This is a genomic window from Corynebacterium nasorum, assembly GCF_022345765.1.
GTDB classification, from domain to species: Bacteria; Actinomycetota; Actinomycetes; order Mycobacteriales; family Mycobacteriaceae; genus Corynebacterium; species Corynebacterium kefirresidentii.
This window is the reverse complement of record NZ_JAKRDR010000002.1, coordinates 15,699-38,227: the sequence shown is the minus strand read 5'-3', so window position 1 is coordinate 38,227 and position 22,529 is coordinate 15,699. Positions and strand designations below refer to the sequence as shown.

The 22,529-nt window shown below is 63.1% G+C and carries 21 protein-coding genes and 1 tRNA gene; 15 read left to right on the top strand and 7 right to left on the bottom strand.

Annotation, left to right across the window (positions count from 1 at the left end):
- The first annotated feature begins 26 nt into the window (after window positions 1–26).
- The 7 genes from ssd to MHK04_RS02015 are packed head-to-tail and all read left to right on the top strand — an operon-like array spanning window position 27 to window position 4,546.
- Window positions 27–1,094 carry a septum site-determining protein Ssd gene (ssd, locus tag MHK04_RS02045; protein ID WP_239207849.1) on the top strand — a complete coding sequence of 356 codons (1,068 nt, stop codon included), beginning with the start codon at window positions 27–29 and terminating at the stop codon, window positions 1,092–1,094.
- Window positions 1,091–2,269 carry a TadA family conjugal transfer-associated ATPase gene (locus MHK04_RS02040; protein ID WP_023020422.1) on the top strand — a complete coding sequence of 393 codons (1,179 nt, stop codon included), beginning with the start codon at window positions 1,091–1,093 and terminating at the stop codon, window positions 2,267–2,269. The genes ssd and MHK04_RS02040 overlap by 4 nt, the downstream gene beginning before the upstream one ends.
- Window positions 2,262–3,050, top strand: coding sequence for a type II secretion protein F (locus tag MHK04_RS02035; protein ID WP_239207850.1), 789 nt, complete (start codon window positions 2,262–2,264; stop codon window positions 3,048–3,050). Before MHK04_RS02040 ends, MHK04_RS02035 begins: the two co-directional genes overlap by 8 nt.
- On the top strand, window positions 3,047–3,643 hold the full coding sequence (locus MHK04_RS02030) for a type II secretion system F family protein (protein WP_239204817.1): 597 nt from the start codon (window positions 3,047–3,049) through the stop codon (window positions 3,641–3,643). Before MHK04_RS02035 ends, MHK04_RS02030 begins: the two co-directional genes overlap by 4 nt.
- Window positions 3,644–3,667: 24 nt before the next feature.
- Window positions 3,668–3,856 (top strand): DUF4244 domain-containing protein, encoded by a 189-nt coding sequence (locus MHK04_RS02025; protein WP_023020425.1) that lies wholly within the window; start codon window positions 3,668–3,670, stop codon window positions 3,854–3,856.
- A gap of 56 nt (window positions 3,857–3,912) precedes the next feature.
- A complete protein-coding gene (locus MHK04_RS02020; protein WP_023020426.1) occupies window positions 3,913–4,227 on the top strand; it encodes a hypothetical protein in 315 nt (104 codons plus the stop codon).
- A complete protein-coding gene (locus tag MHK04_RS02015; protein WP_239207851.1) occupies window positions 4,220–4,546 on the top strand; it encodes an Rv3654c family TadE-like protein in 327 nt (108 codons plus the stop codon). The genes MHK04_RS02020 and MHK04_RS02015 overlap by 8 nt, the downstream gene beginning before the upstream one ends.
- Before the next feature lie 23 nt (window positions 4,547–4,569).
- On the opposite strand, the gene sftH is transcribed toward MHK04_RS02015, so the two are convergent.
- Complete coding sequence (gene sftH, locus MHK04_RS02010; protein ID WP_239207852.1) at window positions 4,570–6,933, bottom strand: DNA 3'-5' helicase SftH; 2,364 nt, start codon at window positions 6,931–6,933, stop codon at window positions 4,570–4,572.
- 177 nt (window positions 6,934–7,110) lie between these two features.
- On the opposite strand from sftH, the gene MHK04_RS02005 reads away from it, so the two are divergent.
- Window positions 7,111–7,314: a cold-shock protein gene (locus MHK04_RS02005; protein ID WP_023020429.1), complete on the top strand. Its 204-nt coding sequence runs from the start codon at window positions 7,111–7,113 to the stop codon at window positions 7,312–7,314.
- A 17-nt stretch (window positions 7,315–7,331) separates the two neighbouring features.
- Here the strand turns inward: MHK04_RS02005 and MHK04_RS02000 are convergent, their stop codons facing one another.
- Complete coding sequence (locus MHK04_RS02000; protein WP_023020430.1) at window positions 7,332–7,961, bottom strand: DedA family protein; 630 nt, start codon at window positions 7,959–7,961, stop codon at window positions 7,332–7,334.
- 248 nt (window positions 7,962–8,209) lie between these two features.
- On the opposite strand from MHK04_RS02000, the gene topA reads away from it, so the two are divergent.
- Window positions 8,210–11,185, top strand: coding sequence for a type I DNA topoisomerase (topA, locus tag MHK04_RS01995; protein WP_239207853.1), 2,976 nt, complete (start codon window positions 8,210–8,212; stop codon window positions 11,183–11,185).
- An 18-nt stretch (window positions 11,186–11,203) separates the two neighbouring features.
- The gene (locus tag MHK04_RS01990; protein WP_239207854.1) at window positions 11,204–11,785 is read left to right on the top strand and encodes a hypothetical protein; all 582 of its coding nucleotides are present in this window, start codon (window positions 11,204–11,206) and stop codon (window positions 11,783–11,785) included.
- Here MHK04_RS01990 and MHK04_RS01985 read toward each other — a convergent pair.
- Together MHK04_RS01985 and MHK04_RS01980 are read right to left on the bottom strand one after the other, a co-directional pair.
- Window positions 11,735–12,973, bottom strand: a complete 1,239-nt coding sequence (locus MHK04_RS01985; protein ID WP_239207855.1) for a DUF418 domain-containing protein — start codon at window positions 12,971–12,973, stop codon at window positions 11,735–11,737. The genes MHK04_RS01990 and MHK04_RS01985 overlap by 51 nt on opposite strands.
- Window positions 12,974–12,984: 11 nt before the next feature.
- Window positions 12,985–14,517, bottom strand: a complete 1,533-nt coding sequence (locus MHK04_RS01980; protein WP_239207856.1) for an adenylate/guanylate cyclase domain-containing protein — start codon at window positions 14,515–14,517, stop codon at window positions 12,985–12,987.
- Between the two features lie 37 nt (window positions 14,518–14,554).
- On the opposite strand from MHK04_RS01980, the gene MHK04_RS01975 reads away from it, so the two are divergent.
- Both MHK04_RS01975 and MHK04_RS01970 read left to right on the top strand, forming a co-directional pair.
- Window positions 14,555–15,754, top strand: coding sequence for a DNA polymerase III subunit delta' (locus MHK04_RS01975; RefSeq protein WP_396130028.1), 1,200 nt, complete (start codon window positions 14,555–14,557; stop codon window positions 15,752–15,754).
- An 87-nt stretch (window positions 15,755–15,841) separates the two neighbouring features.
- Window positions 15,842–15,917, top strand: a tRNA-Thr gene (locus MHK04_RS01970).
- A gap of 66 nt (window positions 15,918–15,983) precedes the next feature.
- Here MHK04_RS01970 and MHK04_RS01965 read toward each other — a convergent pair.
- A complete protein-coding gene (locus tag MHK04_RS01965) occupies window positions 15,984–17,606 on the bottom strand; it encodes an AMP-binding protein (protein ID WP_239207857.1) in 1,623 nt (540 codons plus the stop codon).
- Between the two features lie 146 nt (window positions 17,607–17,752).
- Here MHK04_RS01965 and MHK04_RS01960 point away from each other — a divergent pair, with 146 nt between their 5' ends.
- From MHK04_RS01960 to MHK04_RS01950, 3 genes are read left to right on the top strand one after another with little or no spacing between them, the layout of a single operon-like run.
- The gene (locus MHK04_RS01960; RefSeq protein WP_200288340.1) at window positions 17,753–18,568 is read left to right on the top strand and encodes a GDSL-type esterase/lipase family protein; all 816 of its coding nucleotides are present in this window, start codon (window positions 17,753–17,755) and stop codon (window positions 18,566–18,568) included.
- 52 nt (window positions 18,569–18,620) lie between these two features.
- Entirely contained in the window at window positions 18,621–19,706 is a 1,086-nt protein-coding gene (locus MHK04_RS01955; RefSeq protein WP_023020438.1) for an S-(hydroxymethyl)mycothiol dehydrogenase, read from the top strand.
- Window positions 19,706–20,320, top strand: a complete 615-nt coding sequence (locus MHK04_RS01950; RefSeq protein WP_023020439.1) for an MBL fold metallo-hydrolase — start codon at window positions 19,706–19,708, stop codon at window positions 20,318–20,320. The genes MHK04_RS01955 and MHK04_RS01950 overlap by 1 nt, the downstream gene beginning before the upstream one ends.
- Before the next feature lie 3 nt (window positions 20,321–20,323).
- On the opposite strand, the gene rfbA is transcribed toward MHK04_RS01950, so the two are convergent.
- Window positions 20,324–21,172: a glucose-1-phosphate thymidylyltransferase RfbA gene (gene rfbA, locus MHK04_RS01945; protein WP_023020440.1), complete on the bottom strand. Its 849-nt coding sequence runs from the start codon at window positions 21,170–21,172 to the stop codon at window positions 20,324–20,326.
- Window positions 21,173–22,528, bottom strand: a complete 1,356-nt coding sequence (locus MHK04_RS01940) for a sugar nucleotide-binding protein (protein ID WP_239207858.1) — start codon at window positions 22,526–22,528, stop codon at window positions 21,173–21,175. It lies immediately after the preceding gene.
- Window position 22,529 lies beyond the last annotated feature (1 nt).

Below are 22,529 nucleotides of genomic sequence, written 5' to 3'. Positions count from 1 at the left end.
TGCACGGATGCTTCAGGCTATGAGGCATGAACGCATTACATCCTGATTCCGCTGCCATCGTCGTTGCCGTCGGTGACGAAGCACTGCGCGCCGAGGCTATCCATGCCGCGGCTGCTACCAGCCACGATGTGCTTACCGTAACCGATCCCCGCGACGTCCCGCGCAGTCTGCCAGGCGCCTTTGCGGTCCTGGTTGATTCCCTCATGGCCCGCGTGGTGGCGGCAGCGCAACGCCCCTACACCGCGCCTGTGCCAGTACTATTCCTTGCCGCGGACCCTGGACCGATTGACTATGAAGCGGCATTAGCCTGTCACGCGGAGAGCGCCTTTATCATTCCCGCCCAGGTTAAGGAGCTGCTCGCGGGCATTGCGGCCGCGGGCACCCCGCAGGACACGCGACCGGGTAGCGCCACCATCGCCGTGGTTGGGGCGAGCGGCGGGGTGGGGGCTTCTACCTTCGCGGCCGCCTTGGCCCGCACCCAGTGCGCTGCGGATGGACGCGCCCTGCTTATCGACGCCCACGCATACTCCGGTGGCCTCGACCTCCTGCTTGGCGTAGAGGCCGAAGCGGGGGCGCGCTGGCCGGAGCTTACCGTAGGCGATGGCAGTATCGATGCCGCCGATCTCTACCGCGCGCTGCCCACTACGCCGGATGGGGTAGCGGTGCTCTCGACCGCGCGCAGTACCGTCGCGGATCCCTTCCGCCTGGAAAAGGACCTGCTCGCGCGAGTAGTGGGCGCGGCCCACGCGGGCGAAGGGCTATGCGTGGTGGATTGCACCCCGGAGACCGTTCCGGATGCGTGTACCCACGTGGTCATAGTGGTGGCCGCAGAAGTGCGCTCGGCTGCATCGGCCGCGCAACTAATTGCGCGCTTCGGGGCTGCGCGGCGCAGCTGTGTGGTGGTGCTGCGGCAACGCCAGTGGGCATCGTTAAGCGCGGCGGAAGTAGAAAGCATCATCCACAGCACGGTGTTGGCAGAACTGCCAACGGCCCGGGGCCTTACGCGCGCGGTGGAAATAGGCGGCCTCCCGCAGCGCCTCCCGGCACCCTTGCGCAAGGCTGCACACGCGGTCCTCGAGGAGGTAGGCGCGTGAGTGAGCAGAAAGTAGCACAGGAAACGCTGGAAAAGATGCAGCGTATCATCGCCGCCGAGGCCGACTTGGTGCATGATGCGGCAGCCCTGGCTCGGCGCATCCGTGCAGAAGCCGGCGTGATTAGTGACGTCGCGGTACTCGACCTACTACGCCGCCTGCGTCAGGACGCCACCGGAATGGGCCCGCTTGATGCATTGCTGGGGCGAGAGGGGGTTACCGATGTCGTTGTTAACGGGCCGCATGCGGTATTCATGGACCGCGGCGAGGGTCTCGAACGCACTGACATCACCTTCCGCGATGATGGCGAAGTCCGCCAACTGGCCAGCCGACTGGCGGCAGCCTCCGGCACGCGCCTCGATGATGCTCAACCTTATGCCGATGGCCGCGTTAGCCGCCCTGATGGCGTCGTCCTGCGCGTCCATGCCTTGCTGAGCCCGCCTGCGGTGGCCGGAACCTGCCTGAGCCTGCGCGTACTGCGCCAAGCCCAGACCACCCTGCCCCAACTAGTAGACAACGGCACGCTGCCAGAAGATATCGCTACGCTGCTGCGCGCTGTGGTGGACAAGCGAGTCTCATTCCTGGTTATAGGTGGAACCGGCTCCGGCAAAACCACCTTGCTATCCGCACTTTTGGGAACCGTCTCCGAGCGCGAACGCATCCTCGTCATCGAAGACACCGCCGAGCTCTCCCCGCACCACCCACACTGCGTTAGCGTGGTCTCGCGCCGGGCCAACGCGGAGGGAAGCGGCGAGGTCACGATGTCACAATTGCTCCGACAAGCGCTGCGCATGCGCCCAGACCGCATCGTGGTAGGCGAGATCCGCGGCCGCGAGGTGGTCGATCTCCTCGCCGCCCTCAACACCGGACACGACGGCGGCGCCGGTACGCTTCATGCCAATTCGCTCTTTGAAGTCCCCGCCCGCATGGAGGCCCTCGCCGCCCTTGGCGGCCTGGACCGCGCGGCACTGCACTCACAACTGGCAGCGGCCGTACACATGGTGCTGACCATGGAACGCACCCCGCAGGGCCGCCGCCTTGCCCATATTGGCGTGCTCGAGGGAAACCCGGTTACCCCGCGCATCATCTGGAGTGCCGAAGACGGACCGGCGGATGGCTTTGCGGAATTTTCCGCACAACTTCTGGGCGAGCGCGCCGGGAAGGCCAGCCATGCTTAGTTTCCTCTTGCTCGCCGCCGCGCTGCTCCTGCCCGCGCCCTCGATTGCAGGCCGCTTGGCATCGGCCACGCGCCAGGTACAGGCCAGCTCCGTGGTCATCCTGGGGGCGGTGTTTTGCGGCAGCTTGGTCTTCTACTCGGTGGGTCGCATCAGCATCGCTATCGCCGCCGCCATAATCGCCTGGTGCGTGTCCTGGTACACCAAAGACATGGTGGCCGCGCGTACGCAGCGGCGCAGCCACGAAGGGCTGGCCGCCTATTTGGGAGTGGTCACCGCGGACCTGCGGGCAGGGGCGACCCTGGCTGGGGCACTTGCCCGCGGGGTGGAGGCCCTGCCGGGAACTACCCCGCGGGAGGTATCCGCCGCACTGGAAGCAACGGCCGCCCTCGCTGCGCGTGGCGCGCCGCCCCACATGGCGCTCACGGATGCGGAGGATACAAAGGCCCTGCCGGAGCTTTCCCGCTTAGGCCACCTGCTGGAGCTTTCCACTTACCACGGTATTGCGGTGGCCAGCTTGCTCGACCAAGCCCAAAGCCGCCTCGATGCTTCTCGACGCCACCAGCAATCCACCTCCGCTAGTCTGCAAGGCCCCCAAGCGACCGCCACGGTGCTCGCGTGCTTGCCAATAGCCGGCATCGCCATGGGCGGGGCCATGGGCGCTAACTCGCTCGGCTTTCTTTTCGGCGGCGGGCTGGGCGGTGTCCTTCTCGTGGTAGGCGTGGCGCTGGCCTGCGGCGGCTTCGCTTGGTCGCGCGTCATTATTCGGAAGGCGGCTGCATGACTCCGCTCATCTTTGTGGCCTTGGCCGCCCTCGTTGGCCTCCCACCGCACACTGGCCGGCTGGCAGTTACCAGTGCGACTGAGACCACCGCCAAGACCCCGCGCGATGGCCCGAAAGCGCGTGGGGGACTGATAAGCAAGCTCAAGCCCGCAGCACCGCTGGACCCGCTGGTAGTAGCAGGTGACGTCGAACTCTTCGCAGCGTGCCTGGCCGCAGGGCTGTCCGTGCACGGAGCCGCCACCGCGGTCGCTCGCACCGCGGACGCTCAGACGCAGGACCTGTGGGAGACCGTCTCCGCGCTGCTAGGCGTTGGAGTTTCCACGCAGTCCGCGTGGGGCCATATGAAGGGCCAGGCGGGGCTGGAGGACTTAGCACAGCTTGTCATCATGTCGGGCCAATCCGGCGCCACCATTGCGGCCGGATGTCATCGAATCTGTACCTCTTTGCGCGCGGAAGCATCCGCCCACGCCACAGCACAGGCGGAGCGCGCAGGAGTATTCATTGCCCTCCCGCTGGCGGTGTGCTTCCTGCCGGCATTCATCGTTCTAGGCCTTGCGCCCGTAGTAATCAGCCTGGGCGCGCAACTTCTCTAAACCTCACTTGAAAGGACACTAATCATGCACGCACTTACTAAGTATCCCCAGCTCATCCGCAATGACGAGGGGATGAGCACCATCGAATATGCCATGGGCTCTCTAGCAGCAGCGGCGCTTGCCGGGGTGCTCTACATGGTCATCAACGGCGGCGGCGTGGTGGATGCCATCGAAGGCATCATAACCGACGCCCTCTCTAATACCCCCAGCTAGCAGCTCTACCTAACCCCAGCCGGCGGGACCATTCCCGCCGGCAGAAAGGAGGCATAATGCACAAGGTATTTGATGACGATGGCTCCGTGACCATCGAGGCCGCCTTAGCTTTAAGCTCCCTAGTCTTGGTCGCGGCGGGAATCGTGGGTGCTATTGCCACGCTGGCATCCTATATCGCCGCTGTGGACATGGCGGGCGCGGCCGCGCGTGCGCATGCCATCGGCGTCGAATACCACCCCGCGCGCGAAGATGCCCAAGTCAGCGTGGAGGAAAGCGGTGGGCTGGTGAAGGCGTCGGTAAGCGTGGAAGCCCCCATCGGCACCATGCGCTCCGAGGCAGTCTTTCCCGCCGAGGTGGGCGGAAATGAGTAAGCCGCAACGCTGGGGCGAGGAAGGCTATGCCACCATCGCTGCGGCCGGCATCATTGTCGCCATCGTGAGCCTGCTGCTTATCGTGGCGGCGGTGGGCTCGCGCGTAGCCGCACGCCACGAGGCGCAAGTGGCCGCCGACCTCGCTGCGGTCGCTGGCGCCTGGGCACTTGCTACTGGCGAGGATGCCTGCACCGCCGCGGGCGATACCGCCGCCCTGAATGGCGCCACCCTAGAAACCTGCACCGAATCCGGTCGCGACGTCATCATCACCGCGGCAGTGCGCGGCCGCTCTACCCAGGCCAAGGCCGGGCCGGTGTGAGCCAGCGGAAGGAGGCAGCGCGGCTAGCCCTGCGTCATGGTGACCAGCGCGCCGAGTAGCTTGATAGCACCATCTTTGCTGAGCGGATTATTTCCGTTGCCGCACTTCGGTGATTGCACGCACGACGGGCAACCGGATTCGCAAGGACACGAGCGCACCGCCTCGAAGGTGGCCTCTATCCATTCGGGGAAGCGGCGGAAGCCTTCTTCAGCAAAGCCGGCACCGCCCGGATGGCCGTCATAGACAAAAACGGTGGGCAGCTGCGTATCGGGGTGCAGTGCGGTGGATACGCCGCCGATATCCCAGCGGTCGCAGGTGGCGATAAGCGGCAGTAAGCCGATGGCGGCGTGCTCGGCCGCGTGTAGGGTGCCGGGCGTATCGGAGGCCGTCACGCCCATGGCGGAAAGTGCCAGCGGATCGATGGTATAGGCCACGGCTCGGGTAACCAGGCGCTGTTCGGGGAGATCGAGGGGGATGTCGTCACCAATGGTGCCATCGGCAAGCCGCACTTGGTAACCGGTGACGCGATCGGTGACCTCTACCTCCACGTCGGCTACCCACAGGCCCGGGGAATAATTGACCAGGTTATCGGCCTCGCGCAGGATGCGGATATCCGTGGTGGAGCGCGGGGTCGTCGAATAATCCGGGGCCTCGGGGCGGGCCAGTGCCAGGTAATCGCTGAGGATGAGTTCCTCGATGACAAAACTTTCGCCTTGGTGCAGGTACACCGCGCCGGGGTGGACCTGGCTGGTGGCGCGAGCGGCATCGATGGTGCCGAGCAGGCGGCCGTCGGAAGAATCCACGATCATCACTTCCTCGCCTGACCCGCCGCGCAAGGAAACGGCGGTATGCGCCGTCTCCGGGGAGAGTTCTTCCGGCGAGTGGGCAGGAATGGGTACGGCGAACCACCCGCGCTCGCGGCGGCGCAGCAGGCCAGACTCGGCCAGCTGCTGGACCACGTCCTGGGCGCCCCAGGCAGCAATCGTGGCATCATCCAGTGGTTTTTCTACCGCAGCGCAGTAGACATGGCCGAAGAGGATATAGGGATTGGCGGGGTTGAATACGCTGGCCTCCACCGGCTTTCCCAGCAGCGCCTCGGGATGGTGGACCAGATAGGTATCCATCGGCTCATCGCGGGCGATGAGTACTACGAGCGAGCCCTGCCCGCGGCGGCCGGCGCGCCCGGCCTGCTGCCAAAAACTGGCGACGGTCCCCGGGAAGCCGGCCGTGACCACGGCATCGAGCCCACCGACGTCGATGCCCAGCTCGAGCGCGGAGGTGGTGGCGACGCCGAGCAAGGAGGCGTCGTCAAGCGCGCGCTCTAATGCACGGCGGTCCTCGGCCAGGTAACCCGCGCGGTAGGCGGCGATGCGCTGGGCAAAATCGGGCCGGCCCAAACTACCGGAGAGCACCTCGGCCGCACGCATGGCCACCACCTCGGCCGAGCGGCGCGAACGCACGAAGGTCATGGTGCGTGCACCCTCGGCGATGAAAGAGGCCATCATCTCGGCCGCTTCGGTGGTGGCGGCGCGGCGCACCGGCGCCCCGTGCTCACCCTCGGCGCCCTCGATGAAGCCTGGCTCCCACAGGGCTACGGTGCGCGCACCGGTGGGGGCGGTGTCCTCCGTAATTGCGCGGGCCGGCCGGCCGGTGAGGCGCTGTGCATGCCGGCCCGGGTCCTTCATGGTGGCCGAGGCATAGATAACCGTCGGCCGCGAGCCATAGTGCGCGCACAAGCGCAGCAGCCGCCGCAACACGAGCGCCACATTGGCGCCGAATACGCCCCGGTAGGAATGGCATTCATCGATGACGATGAATTCCAGGTGCCGCAGCAGCCGCGCCCACCGGGCATGCGCCGCCAGCAGGGACATATGCACCATATCCGGGTTGGAAAAAATGAACCGCGAGTGATCGCGCACACCCGCGCGGGATTCCTGTGGCGTATCGCCGTCATAGGGCGCGGGCACCACGGTCTTGAGCGCCGGAATCCCCCGGCACAGCTCCAGCACCGCCTGCAGCTGATCCGAACCCAGCGCCTTAGTGGGGGTGAGATACAGCGCGCAAGCGGTAGGCTCCTGCGCCAGCCGGCTCAAAATGGGCAGCTGGTAGCCCAGGGATTTTCCCGAAGAAGTGCCGGTAGCAATCACCGCATCCTCGCCTTCCCAGGCGGCCTGTGCGAGTTCAGCCTGGTGCCGATACAGCTTGCCGACGCCCCCTTCTACCAGCTTCTCCCGCAACTGCGGCAATACCCACTCCGGCCACTGCGCATACTGGGCGCGCTGAGGGGGCAGGGTGGTGTGAAAGGTGAGAGTGGACTCATCGAGGCGGCGCTGGATGAATTCGAGGAGCTCTGTTCCCAGGGGATTATCTGTTTCCGGGTGAGACAATTTTTACCCCCTCGTGGGTTTGGTCTATCGCTTTGGCGTGGAACGTGTCACACTGATATAAGGCCAATGATGTCTTGGTGCGGTGTTTACACTTTAAGGTACTGCTAAAGGACGCATTTACCGAACCCCCTTGGTGCGGAATCGCTGCACCGATAAGCAAGAAAAGGACTGCACACCATGGCACAAGGAACCGTTAAGTGGTTTAACTCTGAAAAGGGCTACGGCTTTATCGAGCGCGCGGATGGCGCCGGCGATATCTTCGTCCACTACTCCGAGATTCAGGGCAGCGGCTTCCGCACCCTAGAGGAAAATCAGCAGGTCACCTTCGAGGTTGGCTCCGGCCCGAAGGGTGATCAGGCCCAGTCCGTGTCCGTCATCTAGGCGGCCTGTTCTCCCCGCTACGGCGTCTCCGCGTAGCCGCGGCGGGTATCCCACCACTCGGTGAACTTATTCTGCAGCTTCTGCAGGCCCACGCCGATGATGATGGCGGCGATGATGCTGACCACCACGGCGAGTACTGGCGAATTAGAAAAGGCCATGCCGCCGAGATAACCAATGGCCAGCGCCTCGCCAGCCCAGAGGGCGACGCCGATGGTGTCGAAGAAAACAAAGACGATCCATGGGAACCTCATGGACCCCAGCAGGATGGTCATAAACAAGCGTGCTGAAGGGATGAAGCGGGCGATAATAATGGCGGCCCCTCCGCCGCGGCGCATATTTCGCTTGACCCAGTTCAGCCCTTCGTAGGCCTTAGATCCCTTTGGCACGCGCTTAAGCAAGGGCATAAACCGCGTGCCTAGCAGGAAACAGAGATTATCGCCCATCATGGCGGCGATGAGCGCCACGAAAAACATGGTGGGCAGGTGGGGGAAGCCCTGCGAGCCGGACCAGGCGCCGGCCATATTGAGCGGGATTTCTGACGGCAGGACGGGGAAGAAGCAGTCACCAAAGATCAGCGCGGCGACCAGCGGGTAGATCCACTCTGTGGACATGACGGTTTCGATCCACATAGTGATTGTGTCGACCATGAATCCTCCCCGGGTGTCGGCTTAGGTGTGCTATCGTGCCCCACAATGCTTTCACAGTTACTGGGCATTCTAAGTAGGCCAGTATAGACCCGTTCCGTGGGGGTACATAGTGCCCCTGAAAACGGCCTTTTGGCAGAACCGCGTATATGGTGCGAGAAAGGAAACACAGATCAACTGTGTACGCTAGGGGCGATTGCTGAAAGCGTGCATACCTTATTGTTCGCATCATCGAAAGGGATGAAGTCGAAGTGGCAGAAGCAGCCGGGCCGGGAAAGACCTTGGTGATCGTCGAGTCGGCGACGAAGGCGAAGAAGATTCAGCCTTACCTCGGAGATAAGTACATCGTGGAGGCCTCTGTAGGCCACATCCGCGATCTTCCCCGCGGCGCTGCGGACGTGCCGGCTAAGTATAAGAAGGAATCCTGGGCCCGCCTTGGCGTGAACCCGGAGGATGACTTCGCCCCGTTATATGTGGTGAGCCCCGATAAGAAGAAGAAGGTCGCGGACCTAAAATCCAAGCTGAAGCAGTGCGATCAGCTCTACCTCGCGACAGACCCCGACCGCGAGGGCGAGGCCATCGCCTGGCACCTGCTTGAGGTCTTAAAGCCCAAGGTTCCGGTGCGCCGCATGGTGTTCAACGAGATCACCAAATCGGCCATCCTGGAAGCTGCGGATAATACGCGCGATCTGGATTACAACCTTATCGACGCCCAGGAAACCCGCCGCATCCTGGACCGCCTCTACGGCTACGAGGTCTCCCCAGTGCTGTGGAAGAAGGTCATGCCGCGGCTTTCTGCAGGCCGCGTGCAGTCGGTGGCTACCCGCGTCATCGTCGAGCGCGAGCGCGAGCGCATGGCGTTCATCCCCGCGGATTATTGGGATCTAGCCGCCACGCTAGATACCGGCGCTGCGGATGCGGATAATCCCGCTACGTTCGACGCCCGCCTCACAGCCGTCAATAGCAAGCGCGTGGCCCTGGGCCGCGACTTTGATGACCGCGGAAACGTGAAGAGCAAAGACGTCATCGTCATCACCGAGCCGCAGGCCAAGGCGCTAGAAACCGCACTGAGCGGCGCGGACATGCAGGTCGCTGGTGTCGAGCACAAGCCTTATACGCGCAAGCCTTATGCGCCGTTTATGACCTCTACGCTGCAGCAGGAGGCCGGCCGCCGCCTGCACTTTACCTCCGAGCGCACCATGCGCATTGCGCAGCGCCTGTACGAAAACGGCCACATTACTTATATGCGTACTGACTCCACTTCGCTGTCCAAGCAGGGCCTATCAGCTGCGCGCAACTCCGCCACCAGCATCTATGGCGCAGAGTATGTCTCCGACTCCCCGCGGGTTTATGACCGCAAGGTGAAAAACTCCCAAGAAGCCCACGAGGCCATCCGCCCGGCTGGCGAGACCTTCGCCACCCCGGGCCAGCTTTCCGGCCAGTTGGATGCGGAGGAGTTTAAGCTCTATGACCTGATTTGGAAGCGCACCGTCGCCTCCCAGATGGCCGATGCCAAGGGAACCTCCATGAAGGTCACCGTGGCCGGCACGGCTACCACGGATAATGGCAGCTACGATGTGGAATTCTCCGCCACCGGCCGCACCATTACCTTCCCCGGCTTCCTGAAGGCCTACGGCGCAGATGACGCCAAGGGTGACAAGAAGGGCGAGACCCACCTGCCACATTTGGAAGAGGGTCGCGCCCTGAACGCCAAGGAGGTCTCCGCCGAGGGCCACTCCACCAACCCGCCGGCGCGCTATACCGAGGCCAGCTTGGTCAAGAAAATGGAGGACTTGGGTATCGGCCGCCCGTCCACGTATGCGTCCATTATCAAGACCATCCAGGACCGCGGCTATGTGGTCTCGCGCGGCAATGCGCTGGTGCCATCGTGGGTTGCCTTTGCCGTCGTGGGACTGTTGGAGGAGAACTTCACCGAGCTGGTCGACTATGACTTCACCTCTTCTATGGAGGATGAGCTGGACCAGATTGCTACCGGTATCGAGGACGGCACCGCCTGGCTCAATGGCTTTTATTTCGGCAACGCCGAGGCCAACGAGCAAAAGGCGGCCTCCATTGCCCGTCACGGTGGCTTGAAATCGCTTATCGACGTCAACCTAGAAGCCATCGATGCCCGCAAGGTCAACTCCCTGCGCCTTTACACCGATACCGAGGGCCGCGATGTCTTCGTCCGTGTGGGCCGCTATGGCCCGTATATCGAGCGCGCCGTCGGCACCAATGACGACGGCAGCATCGAGTACCAGCGCGCCAACCTCTCTGAAACCGTCACTCCGGACGGCTTGAACGAGGAGCTGGCGGAAAAACTCTTTGCCACCCCACAGGGCGGCCGCGAACTGGGTGAAAACCCGGCAAATGGGCGCATGATTGTGGCTAAGGAGGGCCGCTTCGGCCCGTATGTCACCGAGGTGGTCCGCGATGATGAGCGGGAGAAGGCCGAGGGTGAGGCCGAAGAGGTCGTCGCCAAGGAGCGGGCCGAGGAAGACAAGCAACGCGCCGAGGAAGGCAAGCGCGCCAAGAATTGGGAGACCAAGACGGCCGCAAAGCAGAAGGAAAAGCGCGTCAAGGAGTACATCGAGAATAAGCTGAAGCCGGGTACGGCCTCGCTGTTTAGCTCGATGGAGCCCTCTACGGTGACCCTCGAAGAAGCCCTCCAGCTGCTGTCCCTGCCGCGCGAGGTGGGCGAGGATGACGGCGTGATGATCACCGCCCAAAATGGCCGCTACGGCCCGTACTTGAAGAAGGGGACTGATTCGCGCTCTTTGGCCAAGGAAGAGCAGATCTTCACCATTACCTTGGACGAGGCCCGCCGCATCTATGCCGAGCCCAAGCGTCGCGGCCGCGCCGCGGCCCAGCCGCCGATCAAGCAGCTAGGCGATAATGACGTCTCCGGCAAGCCCATGACCGTGAAGGATGGCCGCTTCGGCCCGTACGTCACCGACGGCACCACCAACGCCTCCCTGCGCCGCGGCGATGACCCGGAGCAGCTTACCGACGCCCGCGCGAACGAGCTCCTCTCCGAGCGCCGCGCCAAGGAAGCTTCCGGCGAGACCAAGAAGAAGTCCACCAAGAAGTCCTCTAAGAAGACGACCAAGAAGAAGGCGACTAAGAAGGCCACCAAAAAGTCCACGAAGAAGGCCGGCAAGAAGGCAACCAAGAAACCATCGCCCGGCACGAAGAACGTGGTGAAGGCCGGCTCGCGCAAGAAATAACCGCGTAAGGTGGCGGGCATGAACGATTTTCTTGCCCGCACCCAGGAAGGCGCTGCGGCCCTGCGGCGCGCCGTATCCGATATCAGCGCACAGCCGCAGCTTATCGCCTCGGTCCGCGAAGACCCCGCCGTTGGCGCCGGTATCCTAGCCGGGGTCATCGCCCAAGTGGAAAAGGCCCGCACCCTGACTCGTCCTTCGGCGCTGGGCGTGGCGGCTGTAACGGCGAACCACGCCGCCTATGCCTGGAGCCTGTATCGCCGCGGCGCGCGCAACGATGCCCTGGGCTGGGGCCTGCGCGCGGCCGCATGGGGTGCGGGCGTTGCCGCTACCCGTAGCCAGCCGACGTCCGCCGCAGTGGCAGTGGGTGGCGCGGCCGTGCTTGCCACCTCGGCGCTGGCGGGCGACCCAGTGCTGCGCACCGACGCCGGCAAAGGCATGAGTCACGGCGCTAATGTGCTCGTCGCGGCCGAGGGGCTAACCGCCTTGCGTGCGGCGCTGAAGCAGCGCAAGCACAAGGCGCGGCTAGTGTGCGCGGCCGAAACCGGCGCCCTAGTTATCGGCCATCTGCTGCTGATTGACGGCCTTCACCGCACCCGGTAACTGCGGCTGCATCGTCGGACCATAGGAAAGGCGGCGGTGCACCGCCTCGAAGGGGCCGCGGCGGCCGCAGGCCTCCAGCACGCAGGCGAAGATGAGAGTGGCCAACCACACCGCGAAGGCCATCACCGCTTGGCCGAAGGCCCCCAGCTCGTGACCGAAGTTCAGCATAAACGGGTGCACGAGGCAGAAAAAGAGGATGGACTGCCCCACATAGCCGCTCATGGAGCGCTTGCCCAGCGCCGCAAAGGGCCATAACACTGCGGGCAGCGGTGCCCCGGCCGAAAGTCGCTCCTGTACTGGCTGCAGCACCAACGCGAGCCCGGCCAGGATGCCGGGGCCAGTGAAGACGCCGAGGAAAGAGTTGGCATTATTGGCTGCATTCGCCCAGCGCTGCTCGATGACCCCAAGCGTGCTCAAAGACCACAAGGTACCGATAACCACGGTAGTGACCACCGCGACGGCCACCCAGCGCAGGAGGGTGGGGCGGTGGGAAGGGACGTCGGCAAGCACGCCTTGGCGCGCCCACACAAAGCCCACCAGCATGACGGGCAGGTACATCAATAAAATGATCGGCGTGGCCAAGGCCTGGCTGCCTAGGGTGACAAGCTGGCTGAGCAGCAAATCGGGGTAGGACTCGATGGTGCCGATGCCCTCCGTGGCCACCACGCCGAGGGGATCCAGCGCGCCGGAAATGAAGGCCACAATCCCGCCCAGCGCGCATAGTGCGAATAGAATATAGGCCACGCGCATGAGGGAGGAATCCCGCTTGCGCAGCAGGAATGCAATCACGATTCCGGCCACGCCATAGAAGAACATGATGTCGCCCCAAAACAGCAGCACCATGTGCGCCGCTCCCATCACCGCCAAGAAGGCATAGCGCTTGGCGATGACCCTGCGCGCCCCCTGCACCGGAAAACCGCGCCGCCACAGGCTCAGCGCGATGAGCCCCACGCCAAAACCCAGCAGGGTGGAAAACATAGGCAGGCCGCGGTTGTGGACAAAGAAGGCGGCGAAGACGACGGTCGCTTTATCCCACGCGCTGCCATCGATAATGCCGCCGAAATAACTTGCTGGCCGGTCGGTGGTGATGATCCACGCCGTGGTCATATTGGCCATAGCGATGCCTAGAAGGGCCATGCCGCGCGCCACATCGGGCACGATCATGCGGGGCCGGGGAGCTGAGCTCACTGAAAACCTCTTTATACCTCGGAACGTTCTGCCAGGGTAGCGCGGATAGGGCGAGCCAGCTGGGTCATGCGGTGACGGCCGCGCAGCTCAATGGATTTCATCATAGTCCAGCGGGCCTGCTCAGCTTCGTTAGTGGTTTTGAGCGTGGCGGCATTGGTGAGCACTTGGCCCGGGGTGTCCTTGGCCAGCTCGGTCAGGCGCGCGGCCTCGTTGACGGCATCACCGATGACGGTATATTCAAAGCGATCGGCGCCGCCGATGTGCCCGGCGACAACGTGCCCCGCGGCCACGCCGATGCCGGCTTGCAACTCGAGTCCGCGCAATTCACTGCGCAGCTCGCGGGCGGCCTGCAGGGCCATGGAGGTGGAATCATAAACGTTGAGGGGAGCGCCAAAAACAGCGAGGGCTGCATCGCCCTGGAATTTATTAATAATTCCTTTATTGCGGTGCACCACCTTGACGACGTGCTCGAAGAACTTATTGAGCTCCTCCACAACTTCTTCGGGGGAGTGGTTAACGGCGAAGGTGGTGGATCCAATAACGTCAATAAAAAGCACCGCCACTTTGCGATCCTCGCCGCCTAATTCTGGGCGCTCCTCCAACGCACGTTGGGCCACCTCGCTGCCGACGTAGCGGCCGAAAATATCGCGCACGCGGTTGCGCTCCCGCAGGCCACGCATCATTTCATTAAAACCGGCCTGCAGCACGCCTAGCTCGGATCCGTCATAGATATCGACCTCGGCATTGGTCTCACCGCGGCGCACCCGATTGATAGCGTTTTGTAGCTCCACAATCGGGTCCACGACGCTCATCACCGCAAAACTGGTGCCGATAAAACCGGTAGCCAGGGCGGTAAGCGCCAGGGCGGTGATGGCGGGAACAAGAGCGCCGGCGGATCCCGGGAAAAGCCCGGTCAGCTGGGCAATCAATACCAGGAGGATGCCGATGAGCGGCACGCCGGAAGTCATCAGCCAGGTGGATATCAGGCGGTATTTGATGGGTGGCTCGAGCGTGGAATCCTCAAAGCGCCGTGCCACCGCCTGGGCGGCAACCGGGCGCACGAGGCGCTCTGCCTGCAGGTAGGTCAGGATGATAACCACCAAGCCAGCCAGGGTAGCGGATACGCCTACGACAAGCCCCAATCTGCCGGACTCCCGCGCGGAAATGACCACGGCCAAAATGATGCCGATGAGCCATACCGCGGCCGCTACTGCGGATTGGTAGACGGGGATGCGCAGCACGAGGTTGCGCACCATATTCGGATCGTGTTCGTCTGGGTTGCGCTGCCAGTCCAGCACCGGGCGGAAGAGCAGCAGGGTAACGGCAATTCCGATAATCACGGCGAAGATGAGGTACACCGCGGCGACACCCATCAAGCTCGGCAGCTCGGCGGCAAAGTCCTCGATTTCCGGCATGGGAAGGAAATAGAGAACGAATGTCATGATCGCGATGGCGCCGATGAGGTTCGCACCGAGGACTAAGGCAGCGTAGACCGGCCATTGGGTTCCCATGAGCCATCGTGCGCCGCGCAATAGTCTGTTCATGTCTTCATACTTTAGTAAGACCAGTAGGCTAGGGCGAGTGAATACCGGAAGCGTTGCGCAAAGATTGGCAGATACCCCAGGCGTGGCCCGCACCATCCTGGATGCCGCTCGGGCAGCTCGGGGGATGCCGGGGGCAGACCCGCGGGCAATGAGCCATTCCTGGCTATTTACCGGCCCGCCGGGCTCCGGCCGATCCCTGGCCGCCCTCGATTTTGCTGCCGCACTCATGTGCACGGACCCGGAAGAGCCGGGCTGCGGCCGGTGCGAGGCCTGCCAGGCGGTGCTGGATGCGAAGCAGCATACTGACTTGGTGCTGGTGGACCCGCAGGAAGTCATCATTCCGGTGGATACGGTGCGCGAGGTCATCGGCCGCGCCGCGAGCCTGCCCACGGTGGCGCCCTGGCGCGTAGTGATCTTCAACAATGCCGACCGCCTCAATAATAACGGTGCGAATGCCCTGCTCAAGACCGTGGAAGAACCGCCGGCGCGCACAGTGATCATCATGTGCGCTCCTTCCGACGCCCCCGAGGACTTCTCCCAGACCCTCCGCTCGCGCTGCCGCCACCTCTACATTCCTTCCCCGTCCGTAGAGAGCATTACCGCCCAGCTGGTCAGCGAGGGCGCCTCGGATCACGACGCCCACTTGGCCGCCCTCACCTCCCTCCGCCACGTCGGCAGGGCGCGACGCCTCGTCAACGACCCGGCGGTACAAAAGCGCCGCGCGGTGGCCATCAACCTGGCAGAAGAGGTCTTCCACGGCTCCCAAGGCTTTCAGGCGGTGACCTCGCTGCTGAAATTGGTCGATTCGGAGGCGAAGGAATCGCATAAGGAACAGGAAGAGGCCGAACTGGCGAAGCTGGAGCAGACCCTCGGCGTAGGTGCGAAGGGCAAAGGCGCGGCTAAAGCGCAGCGCGATGCCCGATCCGCCATTAAGGATCTGCAGGACCAACACAAGAAGCGAGCGAAACGCCGAGTTATCGACAACTTGGACTTAGTTCTTATCGATCTCTCCGGTGTGTACCGCGATGCGCTCATGCAGAAAGTTGGCGCGCAGGTGGACCTGACCCACCCGGACTTCGCCGGTCTTTCTGGCGAGCTAGCGCAACGCGTGAGTGAGGAAGGTCTGCTGGACTGCCAGGCCGCCATCACGTTGTGCCGCGAGCAGCTCACACAAAACGTCGGCACGCAGATTGCCTTCGACGGGTTGGTGGGCCGACTGCGTCGCGCGTGCCTATAAGCGGGTGCGTAGTCGGGGCCGATTTCTATTCCGCGGCGCCCCTAGGTTAAACTTTCTCTTGCTGCACTGGCATATGCCAAGCAGCGTGCCGCCTTAGCTCAGTCGGTAGAGCATTTCACTCGTAATGAAAAGGTCGCGAGTTCGATTCTCGCAGGCGGCTCCACAGTGGCCGCAGGTTATCTAGCCTGCGGCCTTTCGCCGTTGTGGGCACGGCAGTGGGTGCAGAGCGTTAAGCCTCGCCGTGGTTGTGCAGTAGGCGCGGGACCACCTTGCCGGTGGCGTTGCGCGGCAGCTGGGATAGGAAGTGCACATCGCGCGGCACGGAGTGATCGGCGAGCTTGGTGCGGACCCACTCGCGGATGGCGTCGGCCGTGAGGGCCTTTCCGGTGGCGTCGGCAGTAGGCACCGCCCACACGGCGATGCGCTGGAAGGTCTCGCTATCCTCCACGCCACCGGCATGGACCTCGTGGATGCCGGGCATGGCCTCGAGGACCTCGGTGATGGACTGCGGGTGGACGTTTTCGCCGCCGACAATGATCATGTCATCGGCGCGGCCGACCACGTGCAGGAAGTCGTGCTCATCGATGTAGCCCAAATCGCCGATGGAAATGAGCCCGTCCACCTTATTGAGCCGCAGGTTCGGGTTGGTATAGCCGGTCATCGCAGTGGAGTTGGTCAGGTAGATCTCTCCCACCTCGCCGCGCGGAACCGGGTGGCCTTCCTTATCGAGGATGCGCAGCTTCGTGCCGGAGGTCACGCGCCCAGCGATGGTGGGGTTGGCGGCCACCTGGTCCATGGTGGCGGTCGTCGCCAGGGCGAGTTCGGTGGAACCGTATACATTGCAGAGGATGGCGCCGAAGCGCGCATTGGTCTCCTTGACCACCTCCGGGGTCAGCGCATTGCCGGCCGAGGCGATGAATTTCAGGCTCGAGGCATCGAACTCACCGGCTGGGTCCCGCTCCACTAGGCGCTTAAAGAAGATGGGGGAGGAAATCATGGCATCGAGGCGGTAGCGCTGGACATCGTCAAGCACCTGCTCCGCGTCGAATACGCGGCGGGTGACGATGGTATTGCGCAGTCCGAGTGCGATATTGATGCAGGCCCATCCCCAGGTGTGGAAGATGGAGGCGGTGATCTGCAGGCGCTGGTCGGCGCGCCATGGAATGGTATCCACGATGGAGGCCAGCACTACCGGCAGGGTCGGTTCCGGCCGCACAATGCCCTTCGGAATGCCGGTGGTGCCGGAGGACATGAGCACGATCGGGCCGTGCTTGGGGAAGCGCGGCAGCTCCACGGCCGGTGGATTCTTCACAATCTTGTCTAACTTCGGCAGCTCGCTAGCCCCGGTATCGTGCGCGATGATTACGGGGATATCGGTATCCACGCGGTCGATGAATTCATCATCCACGACGAGCACATTGATGCCGTTTTCCTCAATGCAGCCGGCCAGCTGCTCCGGGGAGGAGCCTACGTTGAGCAGGTAAATAGAAGCGCCCACATAGCCCTTGGCGCCGAGCGGAATGATGATGCCGCGGCCGTTGCGCGCCATGACGCCGAGGCGAATCTCGGGCAGGTCCAGCGAGCGGAGGTAGCGGGCGAAGCCCTGCGTGTGGGTGCGCAGCTGGCGGTAGGTGAGGGTGCCGTCGTCGTCGATAAGCGCCAAGCGCTCCGGACAGGCAAGGTAGCCCTGCTCGATCTCGCGTGCGGTGGTAAAGCGGTAGCGGGCCAGGTTCGGCAGCAGGTTGAGCTGGGCCTTCGCGCCGCCTTGGTGGCTGATGAGTCCGGCGTTAAGAAGCGCCGGCACGAACCGGCCGAGGGCTGCAGTGTGGAATGTGAAATCAGAAAAATTCACGGTTGGGGTAGCTCCAAAAAGCGAAGATAACAAAAAGGTAACCATGGACGATATCGTGAGAGAGGCGCGCGGTGTAGCCGCCAACTCGAAATTACAGAAGTGACTACAGTTACCTGAAGTTACTGGTGTTTCTAGAAAAGGATCTCATGAAATCTCTGCAGCTCAAAGTCCTCTCCGTGGTGGCGTCCGCGCTGGCCGTCGTAGGCGTGGCAGTCGCGCCGCAGGCCACCGCCGCGGAGCGCAACCTAGTAGCCTTCGGCGATTCCGTCCTCGCGGATCCAGATGCCGGCTCCTACTTCGCCCACCGTTACGATCCCTCTAAGGGTGTGGGCGTGGATTGCCCGACCTCCAATAACTACGCCAAGCGTGCCGGTGCCAAGCTGCGCCTTCCGGTGCGGGACTTCTCCTGCTCCGGCGCCGTGTCCATGTCCCGCGGCCCGCAGATTTTCCAGCAGGTGGATGCGGCCATCCGTACCGGCGCGCTGACTCCGGCTACCAACCGTGTGGTAATCACTACCGGTTTCAATGACACCTATAACCACCGCGAGCTCAACCTGTCGCAGATTCGCAAGCAGTTCGCGGACCATACCGCACCGCAGATTGAGCGCATTAAGCGTGCGGCTCCGAATGCGCGCGTGCAGATCGTTGGCTACCCCACTATCGGTTCTGGCCCGTACTACTGCCTCTTCCACTTCGGCCCGCGCCCGGCCGATTCCACCTTCCTGCCGCCAATCCAGGACTTTGAGAATAAGGCACAGTGGATGCAGGTGGACCTGGCGGCACGCACCGGCGTGCAGTTCTTGGATATGAAACCTTCCACCCGCAATAACGGCATGTGCGCCGATGCAAACCAGCGCATGTGGGCTGGTCTAGTGGACTTTAGCGCAGGCGACGGCAACCTGCCCATCCACATGAACCAGCGCGGCCACGAGCATACGGCCAACGTCATCGCTCGCTCTTAAAAAATATTTTCATTAATGTGCCGATTTTGAAAATATCGGTACGCTCGGGCGCATGACTGTAAAAGCTGTTATTGCCCGTTCCAAGGGCGCGGAAGTCGAAACCGTCAATATTGTTGTCCCCGACCCCGGCCCTAATGACGTCATCGTGCGCGTGCAGGCCTGCGGCGTATGCCACACCGACCTTGCTTACCGCGATGGCGATATTGAAGACGCCTTCCCGTTCCTGCTCGGCCACGAGGCCGCAGGCGTGGTGGAGACCGTAGGTTCTGCGGTCACCCACGTGGAGGAGGGCGACTTCGTCATTTTGAATTGGCGCGCCGTATGCGGCGAGTGCCGCGCTTGCAAGAAGGGCGAGCCAAAGTACTGCTTCAATACCCACAACGCCTCGAAGAAGATGACCCTCGAGGACGGCACCGAGCTCACTCCTGCGCTGGGCATCGGTTCCTTCGCGGAAAAGACCCTGGTCCACGAGGGCCAGTGCACCAAGGTGGAAGACACTGACCCAGCCGCTGCAGGCTTGTTGGGCTGCGGCATCATGGCGGGCCTCGGCGCAGCCGTGAATACCGGTGACATCCAGCTCGGCGAGTCCGTTGCCGTCTTCGGCTGCGGCGGCGTGGGCATGGCCGCCATTGCAGGCGCCAAGCTGGCGGCCGCGGCAAAGATCATCGCCGTGGACATTGACGAATCCAAGCTGGAAACCGCCCGCGAATTCGGCGCGACCGATACTATCTGCTCCAAGGACCTGTCGGAACAGGAAGTCATCGACGCCGTCCGCGAGCTCACCGGCGGCTTCGGTACCGATGTTTCCATCGACGCCGTGGGTATCCAGCCCACCTGGCGCCAGGCCTTCTACTCCCGCGACCACGCCGGCCGCATGGTCATGGTGGGCGTGCCAAACCTCACCGACCACGTGGACATTCCCGCCATCGACCTCTACGGCCGCGGCGGTTCCATCAAGCCAGCGTGGTACGGCGATTGCCTCCCGGAGCGCGATTTCCCCGCTTATGTAGCGCTATCCAAGGCCGGCAATTTCCCGCTAGAAAAGTTCGTTTCCGAGCGCATTGCGCTTGACGACGTCGAGCAGGCCTTCGCCACCATGAAGTCCGGCAAGGTCCTGCGTTCGGTGGTGGAGTTCTAATGCGCATCGATAGCACGGTTACTTCTGGCAAGTTCCGCCTCGACGGCGGCGAGTGGGACGTGGATAATAACGTCTACGTCGTGGGCGATGACTCCAATGTTTATGTGGTGGATCCCTCTCACGATCTCGATGCCGTAGCGGAGCTGGTAGGCGATCGCCACGTGGAAGGCATCCTGCTCACCCACGCGCACAATGACCACTGCGAGCTCGCCCCCGAGGCCGCCAAGCGCTTCGATACCGAGGTTTATCTGCACCCGGACGATGACATGCTGTGGCAGGAGTCCAATGGCGATGCCCCGTATACGCCGCTGGCGGATCGCGGTCAATTCGATATCGGCGGCGAGAAAATCACGGTCTACCACACCCCTGGTCACTCGCCGGGCTGCGTGGTGCTGCACGTGGGCGAGACGCTGCTGTCGGGCGATACGCTCTTCAATGGCGGCCCTGGTGCCACTGGCCGCAAGTACTCCGACTTCGATGTGATCATCGAGTCGCTGAAGAACGTGGTCTTCACCCTGCCGGAGGACACCAAGGTCCTGCCGGGGCATGGCGACGCCACCACGGTGGGTGCCGAAGCCGCACGCCTCGACGAATACATCGAGCGCGGTTACTAGCCGTTAGTACGCCCGCAGGTACTCGCCGTAGCCGGACTTAAGCAGCGGCTCGGCGAGTGCTTCTAGCTGGGCGCGGTCGATAAAGCCCGCCTCATAGGCAGCAACCTCGGGCGATCCGATAACGATCCCGGTGCGCTTTTGCATCACCTCAACATAGGCAGAAGCCTCGCTCATGGAGTCCACCGTGCCGGTATCGAGCCAGACGCTACCGCGGTGCAGGCGCTGGACATTCAGCTCGCCGCGGCGCAGGTATTCCTCGTTAACCGCCGTGATTTCCAGCTCGCCGCGGCCGCTGGGCTGGATGCCCTTGGCAATGTCCACGACGGAGTTGTCATAGAAATACAAGCCCACCACCGCGTGGTTTGAGCGCGGGACCTCCGGCTTCTCTTCGATGCTGAGCGCATGCCCCGCAGCATCGAATTCCACCACGCCGTAGCGCTGCGGATCCGAGACCTCGTAAGCAAAAATGATGCCACCCTCCGGATCCTGGCAGTGGGTGAGCTCGCCGCCGAAGCCGTGGAAGATATTATCGCCGAGCACCAGTGCGACGCTGTCATCGCCAATGAAATCCTCGCCAATCAAGAAGGCCTGCGCGAGCCCCTCCGGCCGCGGCTGGACCGCATAATCGATCATGAGTCCGAGCTGGGAGCCGTCACCAAAGAGGCGTTGGAAGGCACCCGCATCCTCCGGGGTGGTGATGATGAGGATTTCCCGAATCCCCGCCTGGATGAGCGTGGTCAGCGGATAGTAAATCATCGGCTTGTCATAGATGGGCATGAGCTGCTTCGAGATGCCCTTGGTAATCGGGTAGAGCCGCGTGCCGGAACCGCCGGCTAAGATGATGCCCTTCATTTAATCCTCCGGGTAGAGCGCTAGGTACAGGGCCAGGGCGGCGCGCCAATTCTGCGGCTTGAAACCGGTGGCCTCGACTTTATCCAGCGCAAACGTCGATTCCTTGGGCCGCGGCGCCTCCGGTCCCGCGATTTCGCGGTACTGCTCGGTCGTCACTGGCGTGACCTCGGACGGATCGTGGCCGAGCCCGATGAATACCGCCATGGCAATCTCATCGCGGCCCACGGTATCGCCCGAATTGGATAGGTTATACACGCCGTAGTCCGCGTCGGACTTGAGCAGGTGCACGATGCCCTTGGCTAGGTCCTCGGCAAACGTGGGGCGGCCACGCTGGTCATGGATGACCTTCGGCTCCACGCCCTTATTAGCCAGCCGGCGCATGGTGGACATGAAATTTTCCCCATCGCCAAAGACCCACGAGGTGCGAATGACGTAGTGCTGCGGCGCGGTCTGTGCTGCGGTATCACCCGCGGCTTTCGACGCCCCGTACGCACTGAGCGGCGACGGCAACTCCGCCTCGGTGTGGACTTCGTTCGCCCCATCGAAGATATAGTCGCTCGAGACATGCACCAGCGTGATCTGGTTTTCTGCGGCGATGCGTGCCAGCTTTGCCGGCCCTTCCGCGTTGACGGCCCAGGCAGCGGCGCGGTCGTTTTCGGCGCCGTTGACGTCGTTGTACGCCGCGCAATTAATGATGGTCGAGTACTGCTTCCAATTTCGCTCCGGCGGATTGGTGATGTCGAAGTCGGCGTGGGAGCAGAATTCGGCGTCGCCAAGCAGGCGCTTCAGCGCCCTCCCCAACTGCCCATTCGCACCCGTGACGAGGATGCGCCGGGCGGGCATCGGGCTCACCTCTTCGAGGCTGTGGTGCTGCTTGTCTTTCTCCGAAATCTCGGTGGGCTCTAGTGGCCAGTCCACGATGTCGAGGTTCACCGCGGCATAGCGCGCCTCGGCAGACCAGTGCTCATTGACCAGGTAACTATAAGAGGTATCCTCCAGCGCTTGAAAGCCATTGGCGACGCCTCGCGGCACAAACACCGCCGTCTCCGGCCCAATCTCGTGGGTAATAACCTCGCCGAAGCTCTCCGACCCCTCGCGCAGGTCGCACCACGCACCAAAAATCTTGCCCTGCGCCACCGAGATGAGTTTGTCCCAAGGTTCGGCGTGCAGCCCGCGGGTAGCGCCGGCGTGGTTGAAGGAAATATTGTTCTGCACCGGCTGAAAGCTCGCGAGTTCGGGCGCGAGACCGGTGAGCTTTTCCCGCTGCCAATTTTCTTTGAACCAGCCGCGATTGTCCCCGTGCACGTCGAGGTCGATGATGAGTAGTCCCGCGATGGCGGTTTCAGTTATGTGCATG